The 18,461-nt window shown below is 62.1% G+C and carries 21 protein-coding genes and 1 tRNA gene; 11 read left to right on the forward strand and 11 right to left on the reverse strand.

Features of this window, described 5'->3' with window-relative positions; translation table 11 throughout:
* Window positions 1-47: 47 nt before the first annotated feature.
* The gene (gene glmU, locus ACS3WB_RS05700) at window positions 48-1,409 is read right to left on the reverse strand and encodes a bifunctional UDP-N-acetylglucosamine diphosphorylase/glucosamine-1-phosphate N-acetyltransferase GlmU (protein ID WP_438274594.1); all 1,362 of its coding nucleotides are present in this window, start codon (window positions 1,407-1,409) and stop codon (window positions 48-50) included.
* Window positions 1,410-1,558: 149 nt separating this feature from the next.
* Between glmU and ACS3WB_RS05705 the strand changes: the two genes are divergently transcribed.
* Together ACS3WB_RS05705 and ACS3WB_RS05710 are read left to right on the forward strand one after the other, a co-directional pair.
* On the forward strand, window positions 1,559-2,953 hold the full coding sequence (locus tag ACS3WB_RS05705) for a hypothetical protein (protein ID WP_438274595.1): 1,395 nt from the start codon (window positions 1,559-1,561) through the stop codon (window positions 2,951-2,953).
* Between the two features lie 187 nt (window positions 2,954-3,140).
* A complete protein-coding gene (locus ACS3WB_RS05710) occupies window positions 3,141-3,521 on the forward strand; it encodes a hypothetical protein (protein ID WP_438274596.1) in 381 nt (126 codons plus the stop codon).
* On the opposite strand, the gene ACS3WB_RS05715 is transcribed toward ACS3WB_RS05710, so the two are convergent.
* Entirely contained in the window at window positions 3,481-5,106 is a 1,626-nt protein-coding gene (locus tag ACS3WB_RS05715; RefSeq protein ID WP_438274705.1) for a beta-(1-6) glucans synthase, read from the reverse strand. The two genes, ACS3WB_RS05710 and ACS3WB_RS05715, sit on opposite strands and share 41 nt — an antisense overlap.
* A 259-nt stretch (window positions 5,107-5,365) precedes the next feature.
* Between ACS3WB_RS05715 and ACS3WB_RS05720 the strand changes: the two genes are divergently transcribed.
* From ACS3WB_RS05720 to ACS3WB_RS05750, 7 genes are all read left to right on the forward strand, one after another.
* Window positions 5,366-5,941 (forward strand): beta-1-3, beta-1-6-glucan biosynthesis protein, encoded by a 576-nt coding sequence (locus tag ACS3WB_RS05720; protein WP_438274597.1) that lies wholly within the window; start codon window positions 5,366-5,368, stop codon window positions 5,939-5,941.
* Between the two features lie 190 nt (window positions 5,942-6,131).
* Entirely contained in the window at window positions 6,132-8,801 is a 2,670-nt protein-coding gene (locus ACS3WB_RS05725) for a glycosyltransferase (RefSeq protein ID WP_438274598.1), read from the forward strand.
* Between the two features lie 149 nt (window positions 8,802-8,950).
* Window positions 8,951-9,026: transfer RNA gene (locus ACS3WB_RS05730), tRNA-Lys, on the forward strand.
* A gap of 82 nt (window positions 9,027-9,108) precedes the next feature.
* Complete coding sequence (locus tag ACS3WB_RS05735; protein WP_438274599.1) at window positions 9,109-9,378, forward strand: hypothetical protein; 270 nt, start codon at window positions 9,109-9,111, stop codon at window positions 9,376-9,378.
* A gap of 405 nt (window positions 9,379-9,783) precedes the next feature.
* On the forward strand, window positions 9,784-9,993 hold the full coding sequence (locus ACS3WB_RS05740; RefSeq protein WP_438274600.1) for a hypothetical protein: 210 nt from the start codon (window positions 9,784-9,786) through the stop codon (window positions 9,991-9,993).
* 160 nt (window positions 9,994-10,153) lie between these two features.
* Window positions 10,154-10,504, forward strand: coding sequence for a hypothetical protein (locus ACS3WB_RS05745; protein ID WP_438274601.1), 351 nt, complete (start codon window positions 10,154-10,156; stop codon window positions 10,502-10,504).
* A 16-nt stretch (window positions 10,505-10,520) separates the two neighbouring features.
* Complete coding sequence (locus tag ACS3WB_RS05750; RefSeq protein ID WP_438274602.1) at window positions 10,521-11,018, forward strand: hypothetical protein; 498 nt, start codon at window positions 10,521-10,523, stop codon at window positions 11,016-11,018.
* A gap of 4 nt (window positions 11,019-11,022) precedes the next feature.
* Here ACS3WB_RS05750 and ACS3WB_RS05755 read toward each other — a convergent pair whose 3' ends face one another.
* The 3 genes from ACS3WB_RS05755 to cysK all read right to left on the reverse strand — a co-directional run bounded on the left by ACS3WB_RS05755 (window position 11,023) and on the right by cysK (window position 12,617).
* Complete coding sequence (locus ACS3WB_RS05755) at window positions 11,023-11,220, reverse strand: hypothetical protein (protein ID WP_438274603.1); 198 nt, start codon at window positions 11,218-11,220, stop codon at window positions 11,023-11,025.
* A gap of 147 nt (window positions 11,221-11,367) precedes the next feature.
* Window positions 11,368-11,610 (reverse strand): BrnA antitoxin family protein, encoded by a 243-nt coding sequence (locus ACS3WB_RS05760; RefSeq protein WP_438274604.1) that lies wholly within the window; start codon window positions 11,608-11,610, stop codon window positions 11,368-11,370.
* A gap of 29 nt (window positions 11,611-11,639) precedes the next feature.
* Complete coding sequence (cysK, locus tag ACS3WB_RS05765) at window positions 11,640-12,617, reverse strand: cysteine synthase A (protein WP_438274605.1); 978 nt, start codon at window positions 12,615-12,617, stop codon at window positions 11,640-11,642.
* 364 nt (window positions 12,618-12,981) lie between these two features.
* Between cysK and ACS3WB_RS05770 the strand changes: the two genes are divergently transcribed.
* A complete protein-coding gene (locus ACS3WB_RS05770) occupies window positions 12,982-13,221 on the forward strand; it encodes a hypothetical protein (protein WP_438274606.1) in 240 nt (79 codons plus the stop codon).
* On the opposite strand, the gene tgt is transcribed toward ACS3WB_RS05770, so the two are convergent.
* From tgt to coaD, 6 genes are all read right to left on the reverse strand, one after another.
* A complete protein-coding gene (tgt, locus tag ACS3WB_RS05775; RefSeq protein WP_438274607.1) occupies window positions 13,222-14,355 on the reverse strand; it encodes a tRNA guanosine(34) transglycosylase Tgt in 1,134 nt (377 codons plus the stop codon).
* On the reverse strand, window positions 14,352-15,431 hold the full coding sequence (queA, locus tag ACS3WB_RS05780) for a tRNA preQ1(34) S-adenosylmethionine ribosyltransferase-isomerase QueA (protein WP_438274608.1): 1,080 nt from the start codon (window positions 15,429-15,431) through the stop codon (window positions 14,352-14,354). Before queA ends, tgt begins: the two co-directional genes overlap by 4 nt.
* 109 nt (window positions 15,432-15,540) lie before the next feature.
* Window positions 15,541-16,005: a peptidylprolyl isomerase gene (locus ACS3WB_RS05785; RefSeq protein ID WP_438274609.1), complete on the reverse strand. Its 465-nt coding sequence runs from the start codon at window positions 16,003-16,005 to the stop codon at window positions 15,541-15,543.
* Window positions 15,981-16,415 (reverse strand): hypothetical protein, encoded by a 435-nt coding sequence (locus tag ACS3WB_RS05790; RefSeq protein ID WP_438274610.1) that lies wholly within the window; start codon window positions 16,413-16,415, stop codon window positions 15,981-15,983. Before ACS3WB_RS05790 ends, ACS3WB_RS05785 begins: the two co-directional genes overlap by 25 nt.
* Before the next feature lie 9 nt (window positions 16,416-16,424).
* Complete coding sequence (locus ACS3WB_RS05795; RefSeq protein ID WP_438274611.1) at window positions 16,425-16,985, reverse strand: peptidylprolyl isomerase; 561 nt, start codon at window positions 16,983-16,985, stop codon at window positions 16,425-16,427.
* A 34-nt stretch (window positions 16,986-17,019) separates the two neighbouring features.
* Window positions 17,020-17,517 carry a pantetheine-phosphate adenylyltransferase gene (gene coaD, locus ACS3WB_RS05800; protein WP_438274612.1) on the reverse strand — a complete coding sequence of 166 codons (498 nt, stop codon included), beginning with the start codon at window positions 17,515-17,517 and terminating at the stop codon, window positions 17,020-17,022.
* A gap of 475 nt (window positions 17,518-17,992) precedes the next feature.
* On the opposite strand from coaD, the gene ACS3WB_RS05805 reads away from it, so the two are divergent.
* Window positions 17,993-18,247 (forward strand): hypothetical protein, encoded by a 255-nt coding sequence (locus tag ACS3WB_RS05805; protein ID WP_438274706.1) that lies wholly within the window; start codon window positions 17,993-17,995, stop codon window positions 18,245-18,247.
* Window positions 18,248-18,461: the final 214 nt, after the last annotated feature.

Consider the following 18,461-nt stretch of genomic DNA (forward strand, 5'->3'; position numbering starts at 1 on the left):
AGCGCCGGCCAATTCTTCCCCTGTCCCGATTTTCAACCGGCCTGATGTCAACCGGTCTTCGGCTTCTTGGCGAGCGCCTTCATCTCGCGGAATCGCTTTGCCCAGCCTTCGCGCGCGGTCTGCTGACTGCGTCCGACCGCGAGCGCGTCGTCTGGCACGTTCCGCGTAACCACCGACCCCGCTCCGACATAGGCGCCGTTGCCGATCTTCACCGGCGCGACCAGCGACGAATTGGAACCGATGAAGGCGCCTTCGCCGATCTCGGTGCGAGACTTGTTGAAGCCGTCATAGTTGCAGGTGACGGTGCCCGCGCCGATGTTGGCGCGAGCGCCGACATGAGCATCGCCGACATAGGTCAGGTGGTTGACCTTGACGCCTGCTTCGAGAACGGCCGCCTTGGTCTCCACGAAGTTTCCGATCTTCGCGCCCTCGCCGAGCGACGTTCCCGGCCGCAGCCGCGCATAGGGGCCGACCGAAGCGTTGCGGCCGATCGATGACTGGATGAGATGGGAGAACGAATGGATCACGGCGCCGTCGGCGATGGTCACGCCCGGCCCGATGACGACGTAAGGCTCGATGGTCACGTCCTTGCCGAACGAGGTGTCGGCGGCGAGAAAAACCGTTTCGGGGCCGGTCATCGTCACGCCGGCATCGAGCGCCGCCTTGCGCAGCCTTGCCTGCATGACCTGTTCGGCCTGGGCCAGTTGAGCCTTGGTATTGATGCCGCGCACCTCGTCCTCGCCGGTTTCGATCACCGCTGCCGTCAGACCGGACTCCCTGACGATGCCGACCGCATCGGTGAGATAGTATTCGCCCTTGCTGTTGGCATTGCCGATTTTTTCAATGATCTGCAGCGCCGTCCTGCCGTCGAACGCCATGAGGCCGGCGTTGCACAGCGTGATGTGGCGCTCCTCGGCGCTGACCTCCGCCTGCTCGCGGATCTCCGTCAAGCGACCATTGTCCACGATCAGACGGCCGTAGCCCGTGGGATCGGCGGCATGAAAGCCGAGGACGACGAGCGACGCGCCGGCATGCAGCGGCGCCCGCATCCGCGCGAAGGTGTCGGCCGAGATCAGCGGCGTGTCGCCAAAGGCAATCACCAGATCGTCGGCGCCGCGGACGATGGCCTCGCGCGCTGCGAGCACGGCATGCGCGGTTCCGAGACGCTCACTCTGGACAAATGTCATGGCATCGGGCCGCACGCGCCTTGCTTCATCGGCGACGACCACCTCATGGCCCGGACCAACGACGACCGCCAGCGATGTTCCCGGCCCCGCGGGGGCGGCGGCCAGCACATGCGCCAGCAGCGTCCGCCCCGCCACCGGATGCAGCACCTTCGGCAGGGCGGAACGCATCCGCGTCCCCTCGCCTGCAGCCAGCACGATGGTCAGACAGCTTCGGCCGGTCATTCGAGCCCTCATTCTCCGGCGCATCATGCGCCGCGCCGTCATAAAATGTTTTGCCCGAAGGGGAAACTGCCCGGCTCCCTGAGATCGGGCGGATTTCCTGTTAGCATTTGGCCATGATTCGGTGTGCGGGGGGTCCGACGTCATTAATTATGGCGAAGAATCAAAAAAAATCATCGACGAAGGAGCCGGCCGATGAAAGTGGCGGCTGGCTGAGCGGATTTCTGGCCGACGAGGGCACGTTCGACCGCCGTGTCCTGTGGCGCCTCGGATCCTGGGGCCTCGGCACCCTCGCAGCCATCACCCTCGCAATTCTGGCCAACCAGACCGGGAACGGATCCGGGAACGGAGCCGGGGCCATCTTCCGTCAGGACCATGCCACCGCAGCCGATCTGGCTCGGCAATCGCAGCAGCTTCAATCGATGGCGAAGGTGAGCGAACGTGAAATCAGCCGCATATCTTCCGCCATCGACACACTGAACGGCGATCGCGACCGGCTGTTCGCCCGCATAACCGTGCTTGAGCAGGGACTCGATTCCGTCACCGGCTCCATCAGGCAACATGCCGCGCAGAATGAACCGCATCAGGGCTCTCCGACGGAAGCCGCCCTGGAGTCGGTACCGGCGGAGCCGCCGCTCCTCCCCCCGCCTGATTTTACACTGCGGACGGCACGGCTCGACGCGCCAAGGACATCAAAAAGCCCACCGGAGGACGGCGTGTCCTCCGCGAATGCGCAGCCGTCTGCGCCGGCTCCGATTGTCATGGCGGTTGAACCGACGGCAAAGCCGTCATCCACAGTCTCCGCGTCCGCACATTCATCACCCGCTTCGGCGGCGATGCAAGCCAAACCGGAGGCCGCGTCACGACCTGCGATCGTCGCGGGGGACGAGCCGGCAACGAGGTCCGGTCCGGATGAAACGTCATCTGTTACCCCTGCAACGACAAAGCCGAACGACGAAAGGGAGCCTCACACGCGCAAGGATGCCGGGAATAAGGATGCCGGGAATAAAGACGCGCAGATCGTCGTCGCGTCGATCCCCCCGGTGATCGAGGTACCCGGATCGTCAACATCCCCGATCCACATTCCTGTGCCGCACACCGATTTCGGCGTCGATCTTGGCAGCGCCAACTCGATCAAGGGCTTGCGGGCGCTGTGGCGGAGCGTTCTGAGATCGGAGGCAAAAGAACTGAGTTCGCTTTACCCGATCATTGTGTTGAAGGAACATAGCAACGGGATCGGCATGCAGTTGCGTCTCGTCGCCGGACCGCTGGCCGATGCGGCGGCCGCGGCAAGGATTTGCGCGGTCCTGACCGAGAATGGCCGCGCCTGCGAAGCGACCGTGTTCGAAGGTCAACGCCTCGCCACCAACGAACCGGTCAGGGAAAGCGGAGCCGCCGCGGCCACGACGAAAAAACCGAAATGGACGTCGTCACGACATCGGCACAGCGGACGACCCGCCCGTGCCGAAGAACCGGCGCCGCAGCCGCCGCCAACGCCGTTAACGCAGCCGGCGCCGCAGCCAGCATTCGGCTCGTCCTCGCACTGAAGCGGCCGATCGTGCGCGCGACATCGCTTCGAGCGAAGCATCTCGGCTTGACCCGAGGGATGGATGCCGGTTCACGTGAAGAAAACCCGTCACAACAAAATCATGGAGCTTTGCTCCTGATTCAATCGCAGACGAAGCGCTCCAGTTCCGGGTTGTCCGACCGAGCGTTCCGGATCATATTGGCCTCATGAAAAAAGATCCGTTCCGGCTGACACCCTACCAGGTGCAATGGTTGCTGATTGTCGGGTTTCTCAGCGTCGGTTACGCACTCTATCTGCGCTATCTCGCGGTCGAACTGTCCACGGTGTCGCTGGCATGCGACGGCGGCCTGCAAACGATGCTGTGCATGAGTCGCAGCGTCGCGGCCTACCTGTTTCGCAACCACGTCTTCGGCATCACTGCGCTGGTCATCGCCGTGCTGCACGTGATCCGGCCGTCGATCGTGCTGCTGACCGCGGGGCTCGCTGCCGCCGGATTCGGAATCGTCCTCTACAATGTCGGCCTGTCCGGTCTCGCGATCGGCCTGCTTATCCTTGGCTTTGCGCGGCCCGCGCCCGCCACAGCGTGATGCCGAGCATGGCGTAGACCACGCAGGTCCACAGCGACTGCCAGTTTTTCGGGCCTTCGTTAAAGCCGACAAAGACGGCCGCGATCACCAGCAGGCCGGCGAAAACCGACTCTGCAATCGGACGGCTGCCGGTGAGCGGACGATTGAGCCACGCCAGCGCCCAGCCCGGCGCCACCGCCATCGTCAGCGCGGCGAAGGGAAAATCGCGGTAGCGCGGATCGAAGACGAAGCCGAGCGCCGTCTCGGCCGCGATCAAGGTGGTCACGAGCCAGGTGATTCCCAACATTATCGGCAGCACCGACCTCGTGCGGCCGTGGCGCGGTCCCATCAATTCAACGAATGTCGGCAGCGCGCGTCCGGACATCAGCGCATTCGCGCCCAGCAACGGCGAGAGGATTCCGGCCGCCAGCAGCAATCCCCAGCGCAGCGAATTGCCGAAACCGTAGCTCTCGTAACACAGCTTGTCCGCGGCCACTCCGAGCAGGATTCCGGCCGCCGTCGCCGATACCGCAACCGCGATCCAGGACATCGGCCGCGGTTTCCAAGGCTTTCGCCGCAACGTCAGCATGGCGACCATGAAGATGAGGACGCACAATCCCATCCCTGCGCCCATCTGGATTTTCCAGAGCGGGAAATTACTGACGGGCTCGCCGGGCGGATATTTCAGCTTGCGCTGGATGGCGTCGATCAAGCCCCAGTTGCCGCCGACCGTCCCCTCCAGCTGACGCTTCCAGGGCTGATCGTAGGCCTCGATCAGGTTGACGCGAAATTTCTCGCGCTTTGCCATGTCGAGAATTTCGGACACCACGCGCGCCTGGTTGGCGCGCGACGGCAGCGCGCCCTCCCGCATCCGGCCGGCGCTCGGCCACCCGGTCTCGCCGATCAGGATTTCCTTGGCGGGAAACGCCACGGCGACCTGCTTGCGGATGGCGTCGACATGCGCGGCCGCGTTGCGCGCGCGGATCGGAAAGTCCTCCCAATACGGCAGGATGTGGATGGTGACGAAATCGACCGCGTCATAGACCTCGCGGTTGCGCAGCCAGTATTCCCAGACATCCGCGTAGGTTACCGGCACCGTCACCTGCGACTTCACCAGGCGGATGTTGGCGGCGAGATCGGCGGCGGTCATCTCCCCGCGCAGCAGAACCTCATTGCCGACAACCAGCGCGATGATGGTGTCGGGATTTTCCTTCGCCAGCCTGACCGCGACGTTGATCTGCGCGAGGTTCTTCAGGCGGTCGTTGCCGAGCCAGATGCCCTGGATCACCTTGAGACCCACCTTCGCCGCCAGGGCCGGCAGCCGATCGAGGCCGTTCTCGATCGAATAGGTTCTGACGCATTTCGAGATCTTGGCCAGTTGGGCAAGATCCTCGGCGATCTGCTCAGGCGGAATTTCAGTGGTTGCGATCAGCGGGGTCTGTTCGCCCCGGAACGGCGCATACGACACGCATTCCAGTTTCACCGCCGGATCGATCGGCGCGCGCGCAAGCCGGATCGGCTCGCCGAACCACCACCACGCCGCCGCGATCAGGCCCAGCGAAATGACGAGAAGCGCCAGTGGCGTACGAAAGGAAATCGGCTCTATCCTCCGCGAGAATGTCGTCGATTAGCGGGTCGAGGCGCTTATGCCAAGAGCGTCGGCCGGACGACCACAACCTTATCAGCCCGCGGCTTTACCACGATCGGATTAAACCGGTTGGCTTGCTGGACAAGATCCGGAATTTCCGCCATGGAAACCGGGGATGCTTCGCCGTATTGGGGACCAATTTGAGCGGCATCTGACACCTGGATTATGGGTGGCGGTTGCCGCCATACGGTTGCGGCAGCGAGAGCCGGGAGACGTCATGCGTCGAATGCTGTTCGGATTCCACAACGCGGTCTTGCGCGGTCTTGCCGTTCCCGGTTTCGCCTTGCTGTTCAGCATCGGCGGCGCGATTGCGCAAAGCGGCGATCTCCGTGCCCAGGATCAGAACAAGCCGCCCCCGGCCAACTCGACCAATGGGGCCGATACCGCCAAGGACAGCCAGCGCAAAACCGACGAATTCGTCGAGGCCGCGCGCGTTATCAACGGGCCTGCGGGGAATCCGGAATGCGTCTGGCTCGGCCGCCGCGTGGTCGTTCTGATGTGGCGCGACGATTTGGACACGGCCTTTCGTCATCTCGATCTCTACGATCGTTTCGGCTGCCCCGGCGGCCACGTTCAGGCGGCGTTCCGCTGTCTGGTCCGGTTCGGGCCGATCGATCCAAAGGCACCCGACGCACTGAGTGGCCGCGTTCATACCTGCTGGATCAATCCGGACGCGAAACCGGCCGAGCCCGCCGCGGATGCGGCGTCCGCACCGGCCGCAGGCGCTACGCCCGCCCCTGCCGCTCCGCCGCCGGCACAGCCGGCGCCTGCTCCCGCCGCGCCGAAAAAATAGCGCGTGCATTTCTGCCGGCCCTGCGAAGGAACGATATTCGATTTTCGCGGTTGACGCGTCGACCGCCCTCAAAACGCCATGGCGTCATACCAGTTGTTAAATTGCATGGCAGAACTATCTCTGCCGATGTGTCGGGCCTAGGGGACGGGTCCGCGGTCCTGTTATGCTCGCCCCTTATGGTTTAGTCGCGATGCGCGCTGTCGTCGCCGTTCTTTTCTTTGTGACCGCTGCACACGCCGCGCTCTGGGGTGTTCTTCAGGACAAGCAGCAGGCTCCCGACTTCAAGGGTGTCCTCACAAGCGTATCCTACGCGCCTTTCGAAGGGACGGCGCATCCGGATATCGACAATATTCCCACCGTCGAGAAAATCCGCTCCGACATGAAAGCGCTGGCGCCGATGACCCGCGCGATCCGCCTGTATTCGTCGACCGGCGGCGTCGAACTGGTGCCCCCGATCGCCAACGAATTCGGCCTCAAGGTCATGGTCGGCGCCTGGATCGACAAGCACGTCGAGCGCAACGAACGCGAGATGCTGGCCGCCATCGACCTTGCGAAACACAACAGCAACGTCAACGGCATCGTCGTCGGCAACGAAACGATCTATCGAGGCGACCAGAAAGTCTCGGACCTGATCAAACTCATTCAGCGCGTGAAAGGTTCCGTGAATGTGCCTGTGACCACAGGCGAAATCTGGAACATCTGGCTGGAGCACCCCGAGCTTGCATCGTCGGTCGATTTCATCGCCGCACACATCCTGCCTTATTGGGAGGGCTTTTCGAGCAAGCAGGCCGTCGATCAGGCTCTGATCATCTACCAGAAACTGCGCGACGCCTTTCCCGGCAAACGGATCGTGATCGCCGAGTTCGGCTGGCCGAGCGCGGGGTACAATCTCCGGAACGCCGATCCGGGTCCGTTCCAGCAAGCCGTCACGCTTCGCAACTTCGTCACCAAGGCCGAGTCGATCGGCATGGAATACAACATCGTCGAAGCCATCGATCAGCCGTGGAAGTTCTTCGAAGGCGGCGTCGGTCCCTACTGGGGCGTTCTCAACGCGGATCGCGAACCCAAATTTTCCTGGACCGGTCCCGTCGTCAACGAAGCCTACTGGAAACTCGCCGGCATCGCGCTTTTGATCGGCATCCTGCTGTCCTTGCCCATCCTGCGGCTGGTCCGCCCCACGGTGATGCAGGCCACGCTGCTGTCGGCAACCGCCAACGGCGTCGGCGCCTGGGTCGCGACGGTCTTCGCCTACTGGACCACCCATTACTTCGTTTTCGGTTCGGCCTTCGCGCTGACGCTCGGCCTGATCCTGCTGGTGCCGCTGATCCTGATCGCGATGGCGCGCATCGAGGAGATCGCGGCCGTGGCGTTCGGACGAGGCCCCCAACGGCTGATCACGAGGGATGCAGTGGCCGCCGCATCGGCGGCCACCGACGCGCCGTTGCCCAAGGTCTCGATCCACATTCCGGCGTATTTCGAGCCGCCCGAGATGCTCAAGCAGACGCTCGATGCGGTCGCGCGCCTCGACTATCCGAATTTCGAATGCGTGGTGATCATCAACAACACCCCGGATCCGGCGTTCTGGCAGCCGATCCAGGAACACTGCCGCACGCTCGGCGAGCGTTTCAAGTTCATCAATGCCGAAAAGGTCGAGGGCTTCAAGGCTGGCGCGCTGCGCATCGCCATGGAACGCACAGCCGCCGACGCCGAGATCATCGGCGTCATCGATGCCGATTATGTGGTTCAGCCGGACTGGCTCAAAGACCTGGTTCCGGCCTTCAACGATCCGCGGGTCGGTATCGTCCAGGCCCCGCAGGATCACCGCGACGGCGACCGCTCGCTGATGCACTACATCATGAACGGAGAATATGCCGGCTTCTTCGACATCGGCATGGTCCAGCGCAACGAAGCCAACGCTATCATCGTCCACGGCACGATGTGCCTGATCCGCCGCGCCGCGATGGATATGGCGGGAGGCTGGGCCGGCGACACCATCTGCGAGGATACCGACCTCGGCCTCGCGATGATCGAGCATGGCTGGACAACCCACTACACCAACACCCGCTACGGTCACGGCCTGCTGCCCGACACCTACGAGGCCTTCAAGAAACAGCGCCACCGCTGGGCCTATGGCGGCTTCCAGATCGTCAAGAAACACTGGCGACGCTTTCTGCCGGGCGCGAGCCGGCTCTCGCAGGACCAGAAACGCGAATTCACCCTCGGCTGGCTCAACTGGCTCGGCGCGGAAAGTCTGGGCGTCGTCGTTGCGATCCTCAACCTGATCTGGGTGCCGATCGTGGCCTTCGCCGACATCGCCATCCCGGACAAGATCCTGACCCTGCCGATCATCGCGGCGTTTGTGGTGTCGCTGGTCCATTTCATGGCGCTGTACCGCCTGCGCGTGCCGGTCAAAACCGCGCAGATGCTCGGCGCAATGGTGGCCGCCATGTCGGTTCAGTGGACGGTGTCCCGAGCGGTCGCGCAAGGACTGATCACCGAACACCTCGCCTTCGCGCGCACCTCCAAGGGCGGCCTGTCGCGAATGTCGATCGAGTTTCAGGCGTTCTGGGAAGCGGTGATCGGCGTCCTTCTGCTGGCCGGAGCGGTCGTTCTGATCGCATCCAACCAGTACAAAGGGGTCCACGAGATCTACATTTTCGCCGGCGTGCTGGTGCTTGAGAGCCTGCCCTTCCTGTCGGCCGTGGGGATCGCCATCCTCGAGACCTCGCGCATCAATGAATTCTCGTTCTGGCGCAATGCCCGCATCCGCAGCGCCGAATTGATCGGCCTGCGGCCGGCATCGATGCCGACCGGCGGATCACCTCCAGTCGTCCCCGAAATTCAGCGCGAGACGACCTGATCCGGCCAGCATTACGCCTTTGCAGATTGCTGGAAATCCTGCCTCTAAGGTCTGGATTTCGGGGTGTTTGTTTGCGTTGTGCAGGATCGCGCGCCGAACCCGGCGACTATTGACCCGGGCTGAGGGTACCCCTACACAGCGCGACATGTGAGCGCGTAGCTCAGGTGGTAGAGCACGTGACTTTTAATCATGGGGTCGAGGGTTCGAGTCCCTCCGCGCTCACCAATCATGGCCGATATAGGCTCGGCAGAGGCGTCGCGTTCAATCTGCTGCGGCTTCGCGACAATCGCTCCGTGGAGAGGCTGAAATGGACTTCGAAATGGTCTTTGCCGCCGCTCTGCTCACTGACGACATCCTCGCGGCCATCCATGACCTGCACGCCTACTCGAACGGTGGCGGGACCTCCATCAGCCGGGACCAGGTTCGCTCCATCGTCGATAAATACGTGGCCTATGACGAGAAGGATTTTCCGCACCTGCGCAGCGATGCGGACTGGAATGCCGTCGTGACCTATTGGCGCGAGGCGGTCGCGGACATGGAAAAGGCAAGCAAGGGAGAGGTTCCCGTTTACAAATAAGCAGCGCCGGCTGGTGACGCGCGTATTCACCTTACACCAAGGTCATCAGGCGAAAGGCTGCCGGCGGTCCTGCCGCCTGCATCCAGCAGTCGTTACTTCGGAGGTCGAAGGCCGGGGCTGTTTGCCCACTTCTCGGCATCCGATTCCTCGGCTTGCCGTTTCGGAAGTTTCGGCGGTGTTTTCGGAAGCTTGATTTTATCCATTGGCTGCCTCCATGAGCCATAAAGGTATCAGCCTTCGCGCCGGCGCACAACATCTAAGTTATTGGAATATTTCTATATTTTACTCATTTTCAGTCTGTTGAGGCGGTGGTGGAACCTGAAGCCATAGCGCCACGTTGATTGCTTACTCATTTTGAGTAATGGCGATTGCGACATGAACGGACGCGAAGAACGATTGCAAATCATGCTCTCCCTCGAGGAACTCGCGACGGTCGACAATTTCCGTTTTGCCAACCGGATGCCGACCCGGGCGGCTGCGGTGAGAGAGCTTCTCAAGCTCGGTTTGGCCTCGGCTGGGATCACGCCGGCCGACGGCAGCAGATCCAGGGACTACGGCGTTTTCAGTCGCGGCCCTAACAGTCATACCGACGAGGACGAACCGCCCCCATCGTAATACATTGACTCCATTGTTGATTTGCCAGAATCAGCGTCAAACTCTAAATGACACGTAGATTAACCCTCCAGCAAGCTTGGCGGCCGGCTCCGCCCCGCCGCTCATTTTGAACACAATCTGCCGGAATAACCGGGGGATCACGAAATCGAGGAATTGGTCCATGCGCGTTGTTGGCGTTCAAGCTGTTTTGTTTTCATGCGTCCTGAGTGCGGGCTTCGCGGTTCCGGCCCTTGCCGGAACGGATTACGACGGGCTTTGGAACGTCAAGATTGTCACGAAGACGGGTAGCTGCGACCCGGTCTCACAATATCCACTTACCGTCAGCCACGGAAAGGTGTCTGCGGCCGACGCCGACGTCACCGGCAGCGTCGGAAGCCAGGGTTATGTGAAGGTGTCGATCCGCGGCGCTTTCGCCAACGGACAGCTCAGCGGCAATGCGGGATCCGGCAAATGGAATAGCGCATCCGCCGGCATGCCGTGTAGCGGCCGCTGGGAAGCGTCGCGTCAGTAAAATCGGGATTGGGGCAATGGGATTCGGGACGGCGATGTCACGAGGATTAACGGCGACGTGTGCCGCCGGTTTCGCAATGCTGTTGTCGGTGTCCGCGACCTGCGCGGGTCCCGGTCCGTTCGAGGGCCTTGGCGGCGTCTGGACCGGACGCGGCACCATACAGCTCGAGGACGGTTCGACCGAAAAAATTCGATGCAAGGCCACCTACGCGGTGAGCGGCGACGCCCAGGGCCTCAATCAGACGCTGCTGTGCGCCAGCGACAGCTACAAATTCGAACTCAAGAGCAATGTGCTCGCGCGCGGCGGGGTTCTGTCCGGCGACTGGCGAGAGACCAGCCGCAATGTTGGCGGAACGCTGGAAGGACGCGCCGGCAACGGCCAGTTCAACGTCGACGTCAGCGCTCCTGCGTTCACGGCGAAGCTCAAATTGACCACCAATGGCAACCGGCAGGACGTCGTCATCCGCTCGGACGGACAGTTCAGGGGAGCCAACATCTCGCTGTCGCGCTCCTGAATTTTCAAACCTTTATGGGCTTCGTGTTTTTGGCGGTTGCCTTCAGCGTCTTCGCAATCAGTTCCGCATGCTCTTTTGTGAGCGCATAGTCCTTGCGGCCGTTGACGGTCGTCAAGGACAGGATGATCAGATCGGGCTTGTCCTCAGGCCAGCCGGTCGCGAACCCGGTCACAAAATCCGCCGAATGCCTTTGTTGGGTCATTTTGAAATAGCTTCTCTTTAGAGGCTTCGCGCATCAGCCCGGCAGGTTACAGCGGTTTTAAGCGAAGCGGATTCGGTTCGCGTGAAGAAAACGCCTCAATAAAAATCATAGAGCCCCGCTTCTGATTCTATCAGAAACGGAAAGGCGCTAGCTGATGCCGGCCGCTTTGCGCAAAGCGGCGTTGATGCGATCCTGCCAGCCCGGACCACCTTCCTGAAAATATTGCAGGACGTCCTGGTCGATCCGCAGCGACACAAGCTCCTTGACGCCGGGCAGCGCCGTTGTTTTCGGTGGAGCTTCGGCGATCTTCTTTGTCACCTGCTTGAACGCAGCCTCCGCCTCGGTGCGGGCATCGTTCAGCGTCCTTGGCCGTCTTGGTGGTTCTGCCATCGCCTCTTTCCCCTGGACAGGCAATTCAATCAAATACCCTCGAACAAAGCGGTCGAGAGATAGCGTTCCGAAAACGACGGGACGATGGCAAGGATTGTCCGGCCCGCGCTCTCCGGCCGCCTGCCAATGGCAAGCGCAGCCGCGATCGCCGCGCCGGACGAAATGCCGCCGGGAATGCCTTCGCTGCGCGCCAATGCGCGGGCGGTGTCGAGCGCGGTGGCGCTGTCGATCTTGACGATTTCATCGATGACGGAACGATCCAGAATCTCCGGCACGAAACCTGCGCCGATCCCTTGGATCTTGTGCGGCGAATGCCGGCCGCCGGACAGGACCGCGCTCTCTTCCGGCTCCACCGCAACGACGCGCAGCGACGGCTTGCGTGGCTTCAGGGCCTGACCGATCCCCGTGATGGTGCCGCCGGTACCAACGCCCGCGACAATGTAATCGACGTTTCCGCCAGTATCGTTCCAGATCTCCTCCGCCGTGGTGCGCCGGTGAACCTCCGGATTGGCGAGGTTCTTGAACTGTTGCGGCATCACGGCGTGCGGCGTGGCGCGTACCAGCTCCTCGGCCATGGCAATGGATCCCCTCATGCCTTCCGCCGCCGGCGTCAGAACGATTTCCGCGCCGAGGTACGCCAGCATCTTGCAACGCTCGGTCGAAACCGATTCCGGCATCACCAGCTTCAGGCGATAGCCGCGCGAGGCTGCAACGAAGGCCAGTGCAATGCCGGTGTTGCCCGACGTCGGTTCGATCAGGACGGTATCGGCGTGGATCTTGCCAGCCTTCTCCATCGCAATGACCATCGCGGCGCCGATACGGTCTTTCACGCTCGCAGCCGGGTTGAAGTATTCCAGTTTGGCTAAAATCGTCGCGTTCACGCCTTGCTGCTGCGGCAATCGGCGCAGCCGGACGATCGGAGTATCGCCGACCGTCTCGACGATGCTGTCGAACACGCGGCCACGGCCGGCACGGTGCGACGTATCGGGACTCGACTTCGTATCCATGTCAGCATCCTTGAGTAACGGGTTGAAACGACGCGCACCCTTTCCATAAGGTCAGCCGGCGCCCGGGGGCAAGCGCCGCTCGCGGCAACAATCCGTTGCGCTGCAAAACCGGGCACTCGCAAAACTGCTGAGTGAATTTGACATTCGCGATCCACCTGGCCGTGCACCCCAGGAGGCAAATGTTAGATTCAAAACTCCAACAGCAACTTGTGTTTGCCGGCGATACTTACAATTCTAACACGCGCGGCAAGAGTTCGCGGACCATTAGAATCGTAAAAGAAACGTATTTGTGTTGCGACATCGTCAAACAATGAGAGTATGAAGAGCGCGGGCTGATAAATCAAAGAGCAAAGAGGAGGTCACGATGCCAGCGATTGCTGAAATCCCGTCGACCGCCCTGACGCATTCCGCGCGGCGCGGAACCGATCGTCCGACCTGCCCGGTTTGTGCTGATACGATGATTGCGGCGGAAGCATCCGCATATATGTCAGACAACGTCATCGGTCATCTGTGGACTTGCGATACCTGCGGTTACGGCTTCGTGACCAAGCATGTCGTCCAGCGCATTGCCTGCAAACAGGATATCGTCCGTCCCCACCCGTGATCAGCGCGCGGCAATATCGCCGCGCGCCCAGTCTGCTCGCGTCCGTTCGCGGAATTGCTGAAAGCTTCCTTCGGCAATCGCCGTGCGCATGGCCTGCATGAGGCTCTGGTAATATGCGACGTTGATCCCGGACAGCAGCATCGCGCCCAGCGTTTCGCCCGTTCGCACCAGATGGTGCAGATAGGCCCGCGAATAGGTCCGCGATGCCGGCCATGAACTTTCCTCGTCGAGCGGGCGCGGGTCGTCGGCGTGACGTGCGTTGCGCAGATTGATCTGGCCGAAGCGGGTGAACGCCATGCCGTGACGTCCATTCCGCGTCGGCATGACGCAATCGAACATGTCGATGCCGCGCGCGACGGATTCCACCAGATCGTCAGGCGTGCCGACACCCATCAGATAGCGCGGCCGATCCGCGGGCATCGACGGGATCGTTTCCTCGATCATCGCGAGCATGACGGCTTGCGGTTCGCCGACCGCAAGACCGCCGATGGCGTAGCCGTGGAAACCGAACTCGACCAACTCGCGCGCGCTCGTGCGACGCAGCTCCGGCTTGTCGCCGCCCTGAACGATACCGAACAGCATGTGCCCCTCGGCCGCCACTTCGAAGGCGCGCTTGCTCCGCTCGGCCCAGCGCAGCGAGAGCTGCATGGCGCGCTCGATGTCGCCGCGCTCGGCCGGCAGTCGAACGCATTCGTCGAGCTGCATCGCGATGTCGGAGCCGAGCAGCCGCTGGACTTCGATCGCGCGCTCCGGCGTCAATTCGATCGCCGTGCCGTCGATGTGGGAGCGAAAGGTGACGCCGTGTTCCTTCACCTTTCGCAACTGCGCCAGCGACATCACCTGAAAGCCGCCGGAATCCGTCAGCATGGGTCCGCCCCAGGTGGTGAATTTCTGCAGGCCGCCGAGTTCGTCGATCCGCTCGGCACCCGGCCGCAGCATTAGGTGATAGGTGTTGCCAAGCACGATGTCGGTGCCGGCGTCGCGCACCTCACTCCATTGCAGACCCTTCATGGCGCCCTGCGTCCCGACCGGCATGAACGCCGGCGTTCGCACCGTGCCGTGCGGTGTGGTGAGAAGCCCGGTGCGGGCCTCGCCGTCCAGACCGAGCAGCTTGAAATGATTGGCGAGGCTCATGCGGACTTGCCCGGAAACAGCAGGCAGGCGTCGCCATAGGAATAGAAGCGATAGCCGCCCGCGATCGCGTGAGCATAGGCCTGTTTCATGGTGTCCAGCCCGCTGAAGGCCGACACCAGCATGAACAGCGTCGAGCGCGGCAGATGAAAGTTCGTCATCAGAATGTCGACGGCGCGAAAATGATAACCCGGCGTGATGAAGATTGCGGTCTCGCCGGTGAAGGGCGTAATCCGGCCCTCCCCCGTCGCCGCACTTTCCAGAAGCCGCAGCGATGTGGTTCCGACCGCGACGATCCGACCGCCGTTCGCGCGCGCCACGTTCAGTGTCTCGGCGGTCTCGGCGGAAATCGCGCCCCATTCCGAATGCATGCGATGTCCCGCGGTGTCGTCGGTTTTTACCGGGAGAAACGTGCCGGCGCCGACATGCAGGGTGAGACGGTTGATGCCGACGCCGCGGTCGCGCAGCGACGCTTCCATCGCCGGCGTGAAATGCAGCCCCGCAGTCGGTGCGGCGACCGCGCCTTCATGAGCGGCGAACATGGTCTGATAGTCCGCCGCATCGCGATCGTCCGGCGCGCGTCTTGAGGCAATGTACGGCGGCAGCGGCGGCGAGCCCAGATCGGCGATGGCCTGATCCAGCGTCGGCCCGTGGAACGAGAAAGCGAGCGTGACTTCGCCCTCCTCGCCCTTGCTTTCGACCTCCGCATCCAGATGCCCGAGAAAACACACCCGCCCCTCATTGCCGAAGCGGACGATGTCTCCCGCGTTGAGTTTCTTGGCCGGTCTTACCAGCGCGTTCCACCGCGAACCATCGAGACGCTTGATAAGCGTCGCATCGATTTTCGGCTCGGCTTCGCGGCCGATGCGGCGTCCGTGCAATTGCGCGGCAATCACCCTTGTGTCGTTCACCACGAGCTGGTCGCCGGCCCGCAGCCAGTCCGGCAGATCGCTCACGCGTTGATCGTGCAAGCCGGCTCCCGGCTGCACCACGAGCATCCGCGCGGAATCGCGCGGGCTCGCCGGACGAAGCGCGATGCTCTCGGGCGGCAGTTCGAAATCGAAGAGATCGGTTCGCATGGAATTATCAAATTGACGAAGACAGTCCGTCACTGAACCCGCCGACCCGAAACGTCAATGGCCGGAACACGTCCGGCCATTGCTTCGGTCTGGAATGTTGGAATGACGATCAGGCTGCGTCCGCCGCAATCCTGGCCTTGACGATCTTGTCGGGATTCTGCACCGGCTCGCCGCGCTTGATCTTGTCGACGTTCTCCATGCCTTCGATCACCTTGCCCCAGACAGTGTATTGCCCGTCAAGAAACGTGGCGTCATCGAAGCAGATGAAGAACTGACTGTCGCCGGAATCGGGGCTTTGCGCCCGCGCCATGGATGCCGTGCCGCGCACGTGGGGCTCCCGGTTGAATTCGGCTTTCAGCTTCTGGCCGGAGCCGCCCATTCCGGTCCCTTGAGGGCATCCCGTTTGCGCCATGAAGCCGTCGATGACGCGATGGAAGACGATGCCGTCGTAGAAGCCTTCACGAACCAGCTCCTTGATCCGCGCAACGTGATTGGGTGCGAGATCGGGACGCATCTCGATCGTGACGGGTCCCTGCGTGGTTTCGAGAATCAAAGTGTTGTCGTTGTCAGCCATGCTCTCTTCTCTTTCGGTTTGGGATGGATTCGTCGATCGTCAAATCGGATGGTCAGCGGCCGGCCCGCAATGGCGCCGCCCATGCCCGGGGTAAACGGCATCGGAACACAACGCTGCAATGCTTCCATCACGGCCGTCCGGTAGATGATGCGTTCGTCGTCCGTCGCGTTGCGTGTCTCATAGGTGATCCGGGGACGTCCCAGCAGATTGCCGTCGCGCTTGAATGTGAACTGCACGGTGATCTCCATGCCGGGATTTCCGCGCGGCAAGGCTGGCGGCTCCCAGCATTGCTTCAACCGCGCGGACAAGGCGGCCAGGTTGGGAATTCCATCTTCCTGCGCGAGTGCTGGTCCCGATCCGGTGCTTCCGGCGAGGATGAGCAGGATCGCAACCGGGATGGAGCAACGCACGTTACGCCTTCACTTGATGTCGGAGGCGACCTGAACCTTCAGCATCTTGTCCGGATCGGTGACGGTGCCGCTGGCCGAGTTGGCGGGCGCCTTCTTCAGCTTGTCCACCACGTCCATGCCGGACACCACATCGCCGACCACGGTGTATTTGCCGTTGAGGAAAGATGCATCGGCGAAGCAGATGAAGAACTGCGAGTTCGCCGAGTTCGGGCTTCCCGCGCGCGCCATGCCGACGACCCCGCGCTTGAACGGCACGTTCGAGAATTCCGCCTTCAGATCGGGATATTTCGATCCGCCAGTGCCGTTGAAATTCTGGCCGTCGCCGGTCTGCGCCATGAAGCCGTCCATGACGCGATGGAAGGGAACGTTGTTATAGAAGCCGTCACGGGCGAGCTGCTTGATGCGCTCGGCATGTTGCGGCGCGATGTCGGTCCGCAGCTTGATGACGATCCGGCCCTTGGTGCTGTCGATCACAATCGCGTTCTGCTTGTCGAGGTTGGCAGGCAGCGGTTGGGCGAAAGCGGGGATCGCGAACATCAGCGCGGCGACGAGGCCAAGGATTCTAATCATGACAACTCCGGATCAAAGGTAAGGGCTGGTTCATTCAACCGACGAATTTGGTCTTGAGACTCGACGCGACCGATTGCGGGACGAAAGCGGATACGTCGCCACCCATGGCCGCGATCTGACGCACCAGTGTGGCGCTGATCGGGCGAACGCCGGGCGAAGCCGGGACGAATACCGTATGCACGCCGCCCGCCATGGTTTCGTTCATGCCGGCGATCTGCATCTCATAATCGAGATCGGTGCCGTCGCGCAGCCCGCGGATCAGGATCGTGGCGCCGGCCTTCTGTGCGGCGGCGACCGTGAGACCGTCGTAAGTGGTGCAGTCGAATGCGCAGCCGGCTTCAGCGGCGACCGGCGCGAGCACCGCGCGCGTCATCGCAAGACGCTCCTGCGCCGAGAACAGCGGCGTCTTTCCCGGATGAACGCCGATGGCAACGATCAGTCGGTCGCATAGGACCACAGCGTGCCTGACGACATCGAGATGGCCGTTGGTGACAGGATCGAACGATCCGGGATAGAGCGCGACGCGGGGCATGGTCTCGTCTGAAGTGGGTGGAACTGACGTCAAGTATTCAACGCGTCACGGCCGGGCACAGGCATTCGAAAAACGGCGTCGCTTCGCTCGCCTCGCCGACCATCCACGTCTTTTGACCGCCTTCGGGCATGACCATTAATCGAACCTCGTTTTCGCTTTAGCGCGCCTGTTCAGACGCCGCAAGCGAAGCAGGTTCCGCAAATATCGTCGCGAGAGCCGATATTTATTTCGAAAGATCGACCGAACCAATTCGGGGGCTGGCGCGTCTTATCGTCATGACAGCAAGACCACTGAAATCGTTGTGATTTTCCGGGGCTCTGTTTCGTCCACCCTTCAGGACGAAACAATTCTTCGACTGATGAAACCACTTTCCCGAGACAGCGAAGACATCGCGAAACAGGAACTGGCTATCAATCCGTCAACCAACAGGGTCGACAAGCCGCAAACGGCCAGACCCGACAAACAGGGGACCGTCATGATCAAGGCTCTTTCCGCCGTCGCGGTTGCAGCGTTCATCGCAGCCGCCCTCACCCTTCTCCCGGGTTTCGCTCCGCAAGTTTCGGCGAGCACGCCGACCGCGCTCGCCAAGGGCGACCGTCTCGACATCCGTCCGGCAGCGACGGCCTGCTCGGAGCAGACCTGGCCGAATTTCGCGGCGTCCTGCCTGCGTACCGCCGATTCCAGGACTGCCGTTCGTGAAGCCCGTCTGGTGACGGCAAACAATCGCTGATCCGAATTTTCCCGGATCTTCGAGCCTCCAAGGCAAAGCCGCCCGTATGCCCACGGGCGGCTTTTGCGTTGCGGCACAAACGCGGGCTATAGCGTTTTCGAGCGAAGCGGGCGCCGGTACGCGCGTCAAAACAATAATCCCGAGTTTCGCTTCCGATTCGATCAGAAGTGAAGCTCTCTGGTCGGTACCTTTTGTTTGAGCATGATCTTTTCCG

It is taken from the genome of Nitrobacter sp. (genome assembly GCF_051535215.1).
Taxonomy (GTDB): domain Bacteria; phylum Pseudomonadota; class Alphaproteobacteria; order Rhizobiales; family Xanthobacteraceae; genus Nitrobacter.

Excerpts from the sequence above, each read along its gene's own strand:
- glmU (WP_438274594.1), bottom strand. The coding sequence starts at position 1,409 with ATGACCGGCCGAAGCTGTCTGACCATCGTGCTGGCTGCAGGCGAGGGG.
- ACS3WB_RS05770 (WP_438274606.1), top strand. The coding sequence starts at position 12,982 with ATGCCAGCGATTGCTGAAATCCCGTCGACCGCCCTGACGCATTCCGCG.
- tgt (WP_438274607.1), bottom strand. The coding sequence starts at position 14,355 with ATGAGCCTCGCCAATCATTTCAAGCTGCTCGGTCTGGACGGCGAGGCC.
- ACS3WB_RS05740 (WP_438274600.1), top strand. The coding sequence starts at position 9,784 with ATGCTCTCCCTCGAGGAACTCGCGACGGTCGACAATTTCCGTTTTGCC.
- ACS3WB_RS05735 (WP_438274599.1), top strand. The coding sequence starts at position 9,109 with ATGGACTTCGAAATGGTCTTTGCCGCCGCTCTGCTCACTGACGACATC.
- ACS3WB_RS05705 (WP_438274595.1), top strand. The coding sequence starts at position 1,559 with ATGGCGAAGAATCAAAAAAAATCATCGACGAAGGAGCCGGCCGATGAA.
- ACS3WB_RS05795 (WP_438274611.1), bottom strand. The coding sequence starts at position 16,985 with ATGATTAGAATCCTTGGCCTCGTCGCCGCGCTGATGTTCGCGATCCCC.
- ACS3WB_RS05805 (WP_438274706.1), top strand. The coding sequence starts at position 17,993 with ATGATCAAGGCTCTTTCCGCCGTCGCGGTTGCAGCGTTCATCGCAGCC.
- ACS3WB_RS05710 (WP_438274596.1), top strand. The coding sequence starts at position 3,141 with ATGAAAAAAGATCCGTTCCGGCTGACACCCTACCAGGTGCAATGGTTG.
- ACS3WB_RS05720 (WP_438274597.1), top strand. The coding sequence starts at position 5,366 with ATGCGTCGAATGCTGTTCGGATTCCACAACGCGGTCTTGCGCGGTCTT.
- ACS3WB_RS05745 (WP_438274601.1), top strand. The coding sequence starts at position 10,154 with ATGCGCGTTGTTGGCGTTCAAGCTGTTTTGTTTTCATGCGTCCTGAGT.
- ACS3WB_RS05785 (WP_438274609.1), bottom strand. The coding sequence starts at position 16,005 with ATGGCTGACAACGACAACACTTTGATTCTCGAAACCACGCAGGGACCC.
- ACS3WB_RS05755 (WP_438274603.1), bottom strand. The coding sequence starts at position 11,220 with ATGACCCAACAAAGGCATTCGGCGGATTTTGTGACCGGGTTCGCGACC.
- cysK (WP_438274605.1), bottom strand. The coding sequence starts at position 12,617 with ATGGATACGAAGTCGAGTCCCGATACGTCGCACCGTGCCGGCCGTGGC.
- queA (WP_438274608.1), bottom strand. The coding sequence starts at position 15,431 with ATGCGAACCGATCTCTTCGATTTCGAACTGCCGCCCGAGAGCATCGCG.
- ACS3WB_RS05760 (WP_438274604.1), bottom strand. The coding sequence starts at position 11,610 with ATGGCAGAACCACCAAGACGGCCAAGGACGCTGAACGATGCCCGCACC.
- ACS3WB_RS05725 (WP_438274598.1), top strand. The coding sequence starts at position 6,132 with ATGCGCGCTGTCGTCGCCGTTCTTTTCTTTGTGACCGCTGCACACGCC.
- ACS3WB_RS05750 (WP_438274602.1), top strand. The coding sequence starts at position 10,521 with ATGGGATTCGGGACGGCGATGTCACGAGGATTAACGGCGACGTGTGCC.
- coaD (WP_438274612.1), bottom strand. The coding sequence starts at position 17,517 with ATGCCCCGCGTCGCGCTCTATCCCGGATCGTTCGATCCTGTCACCAAC.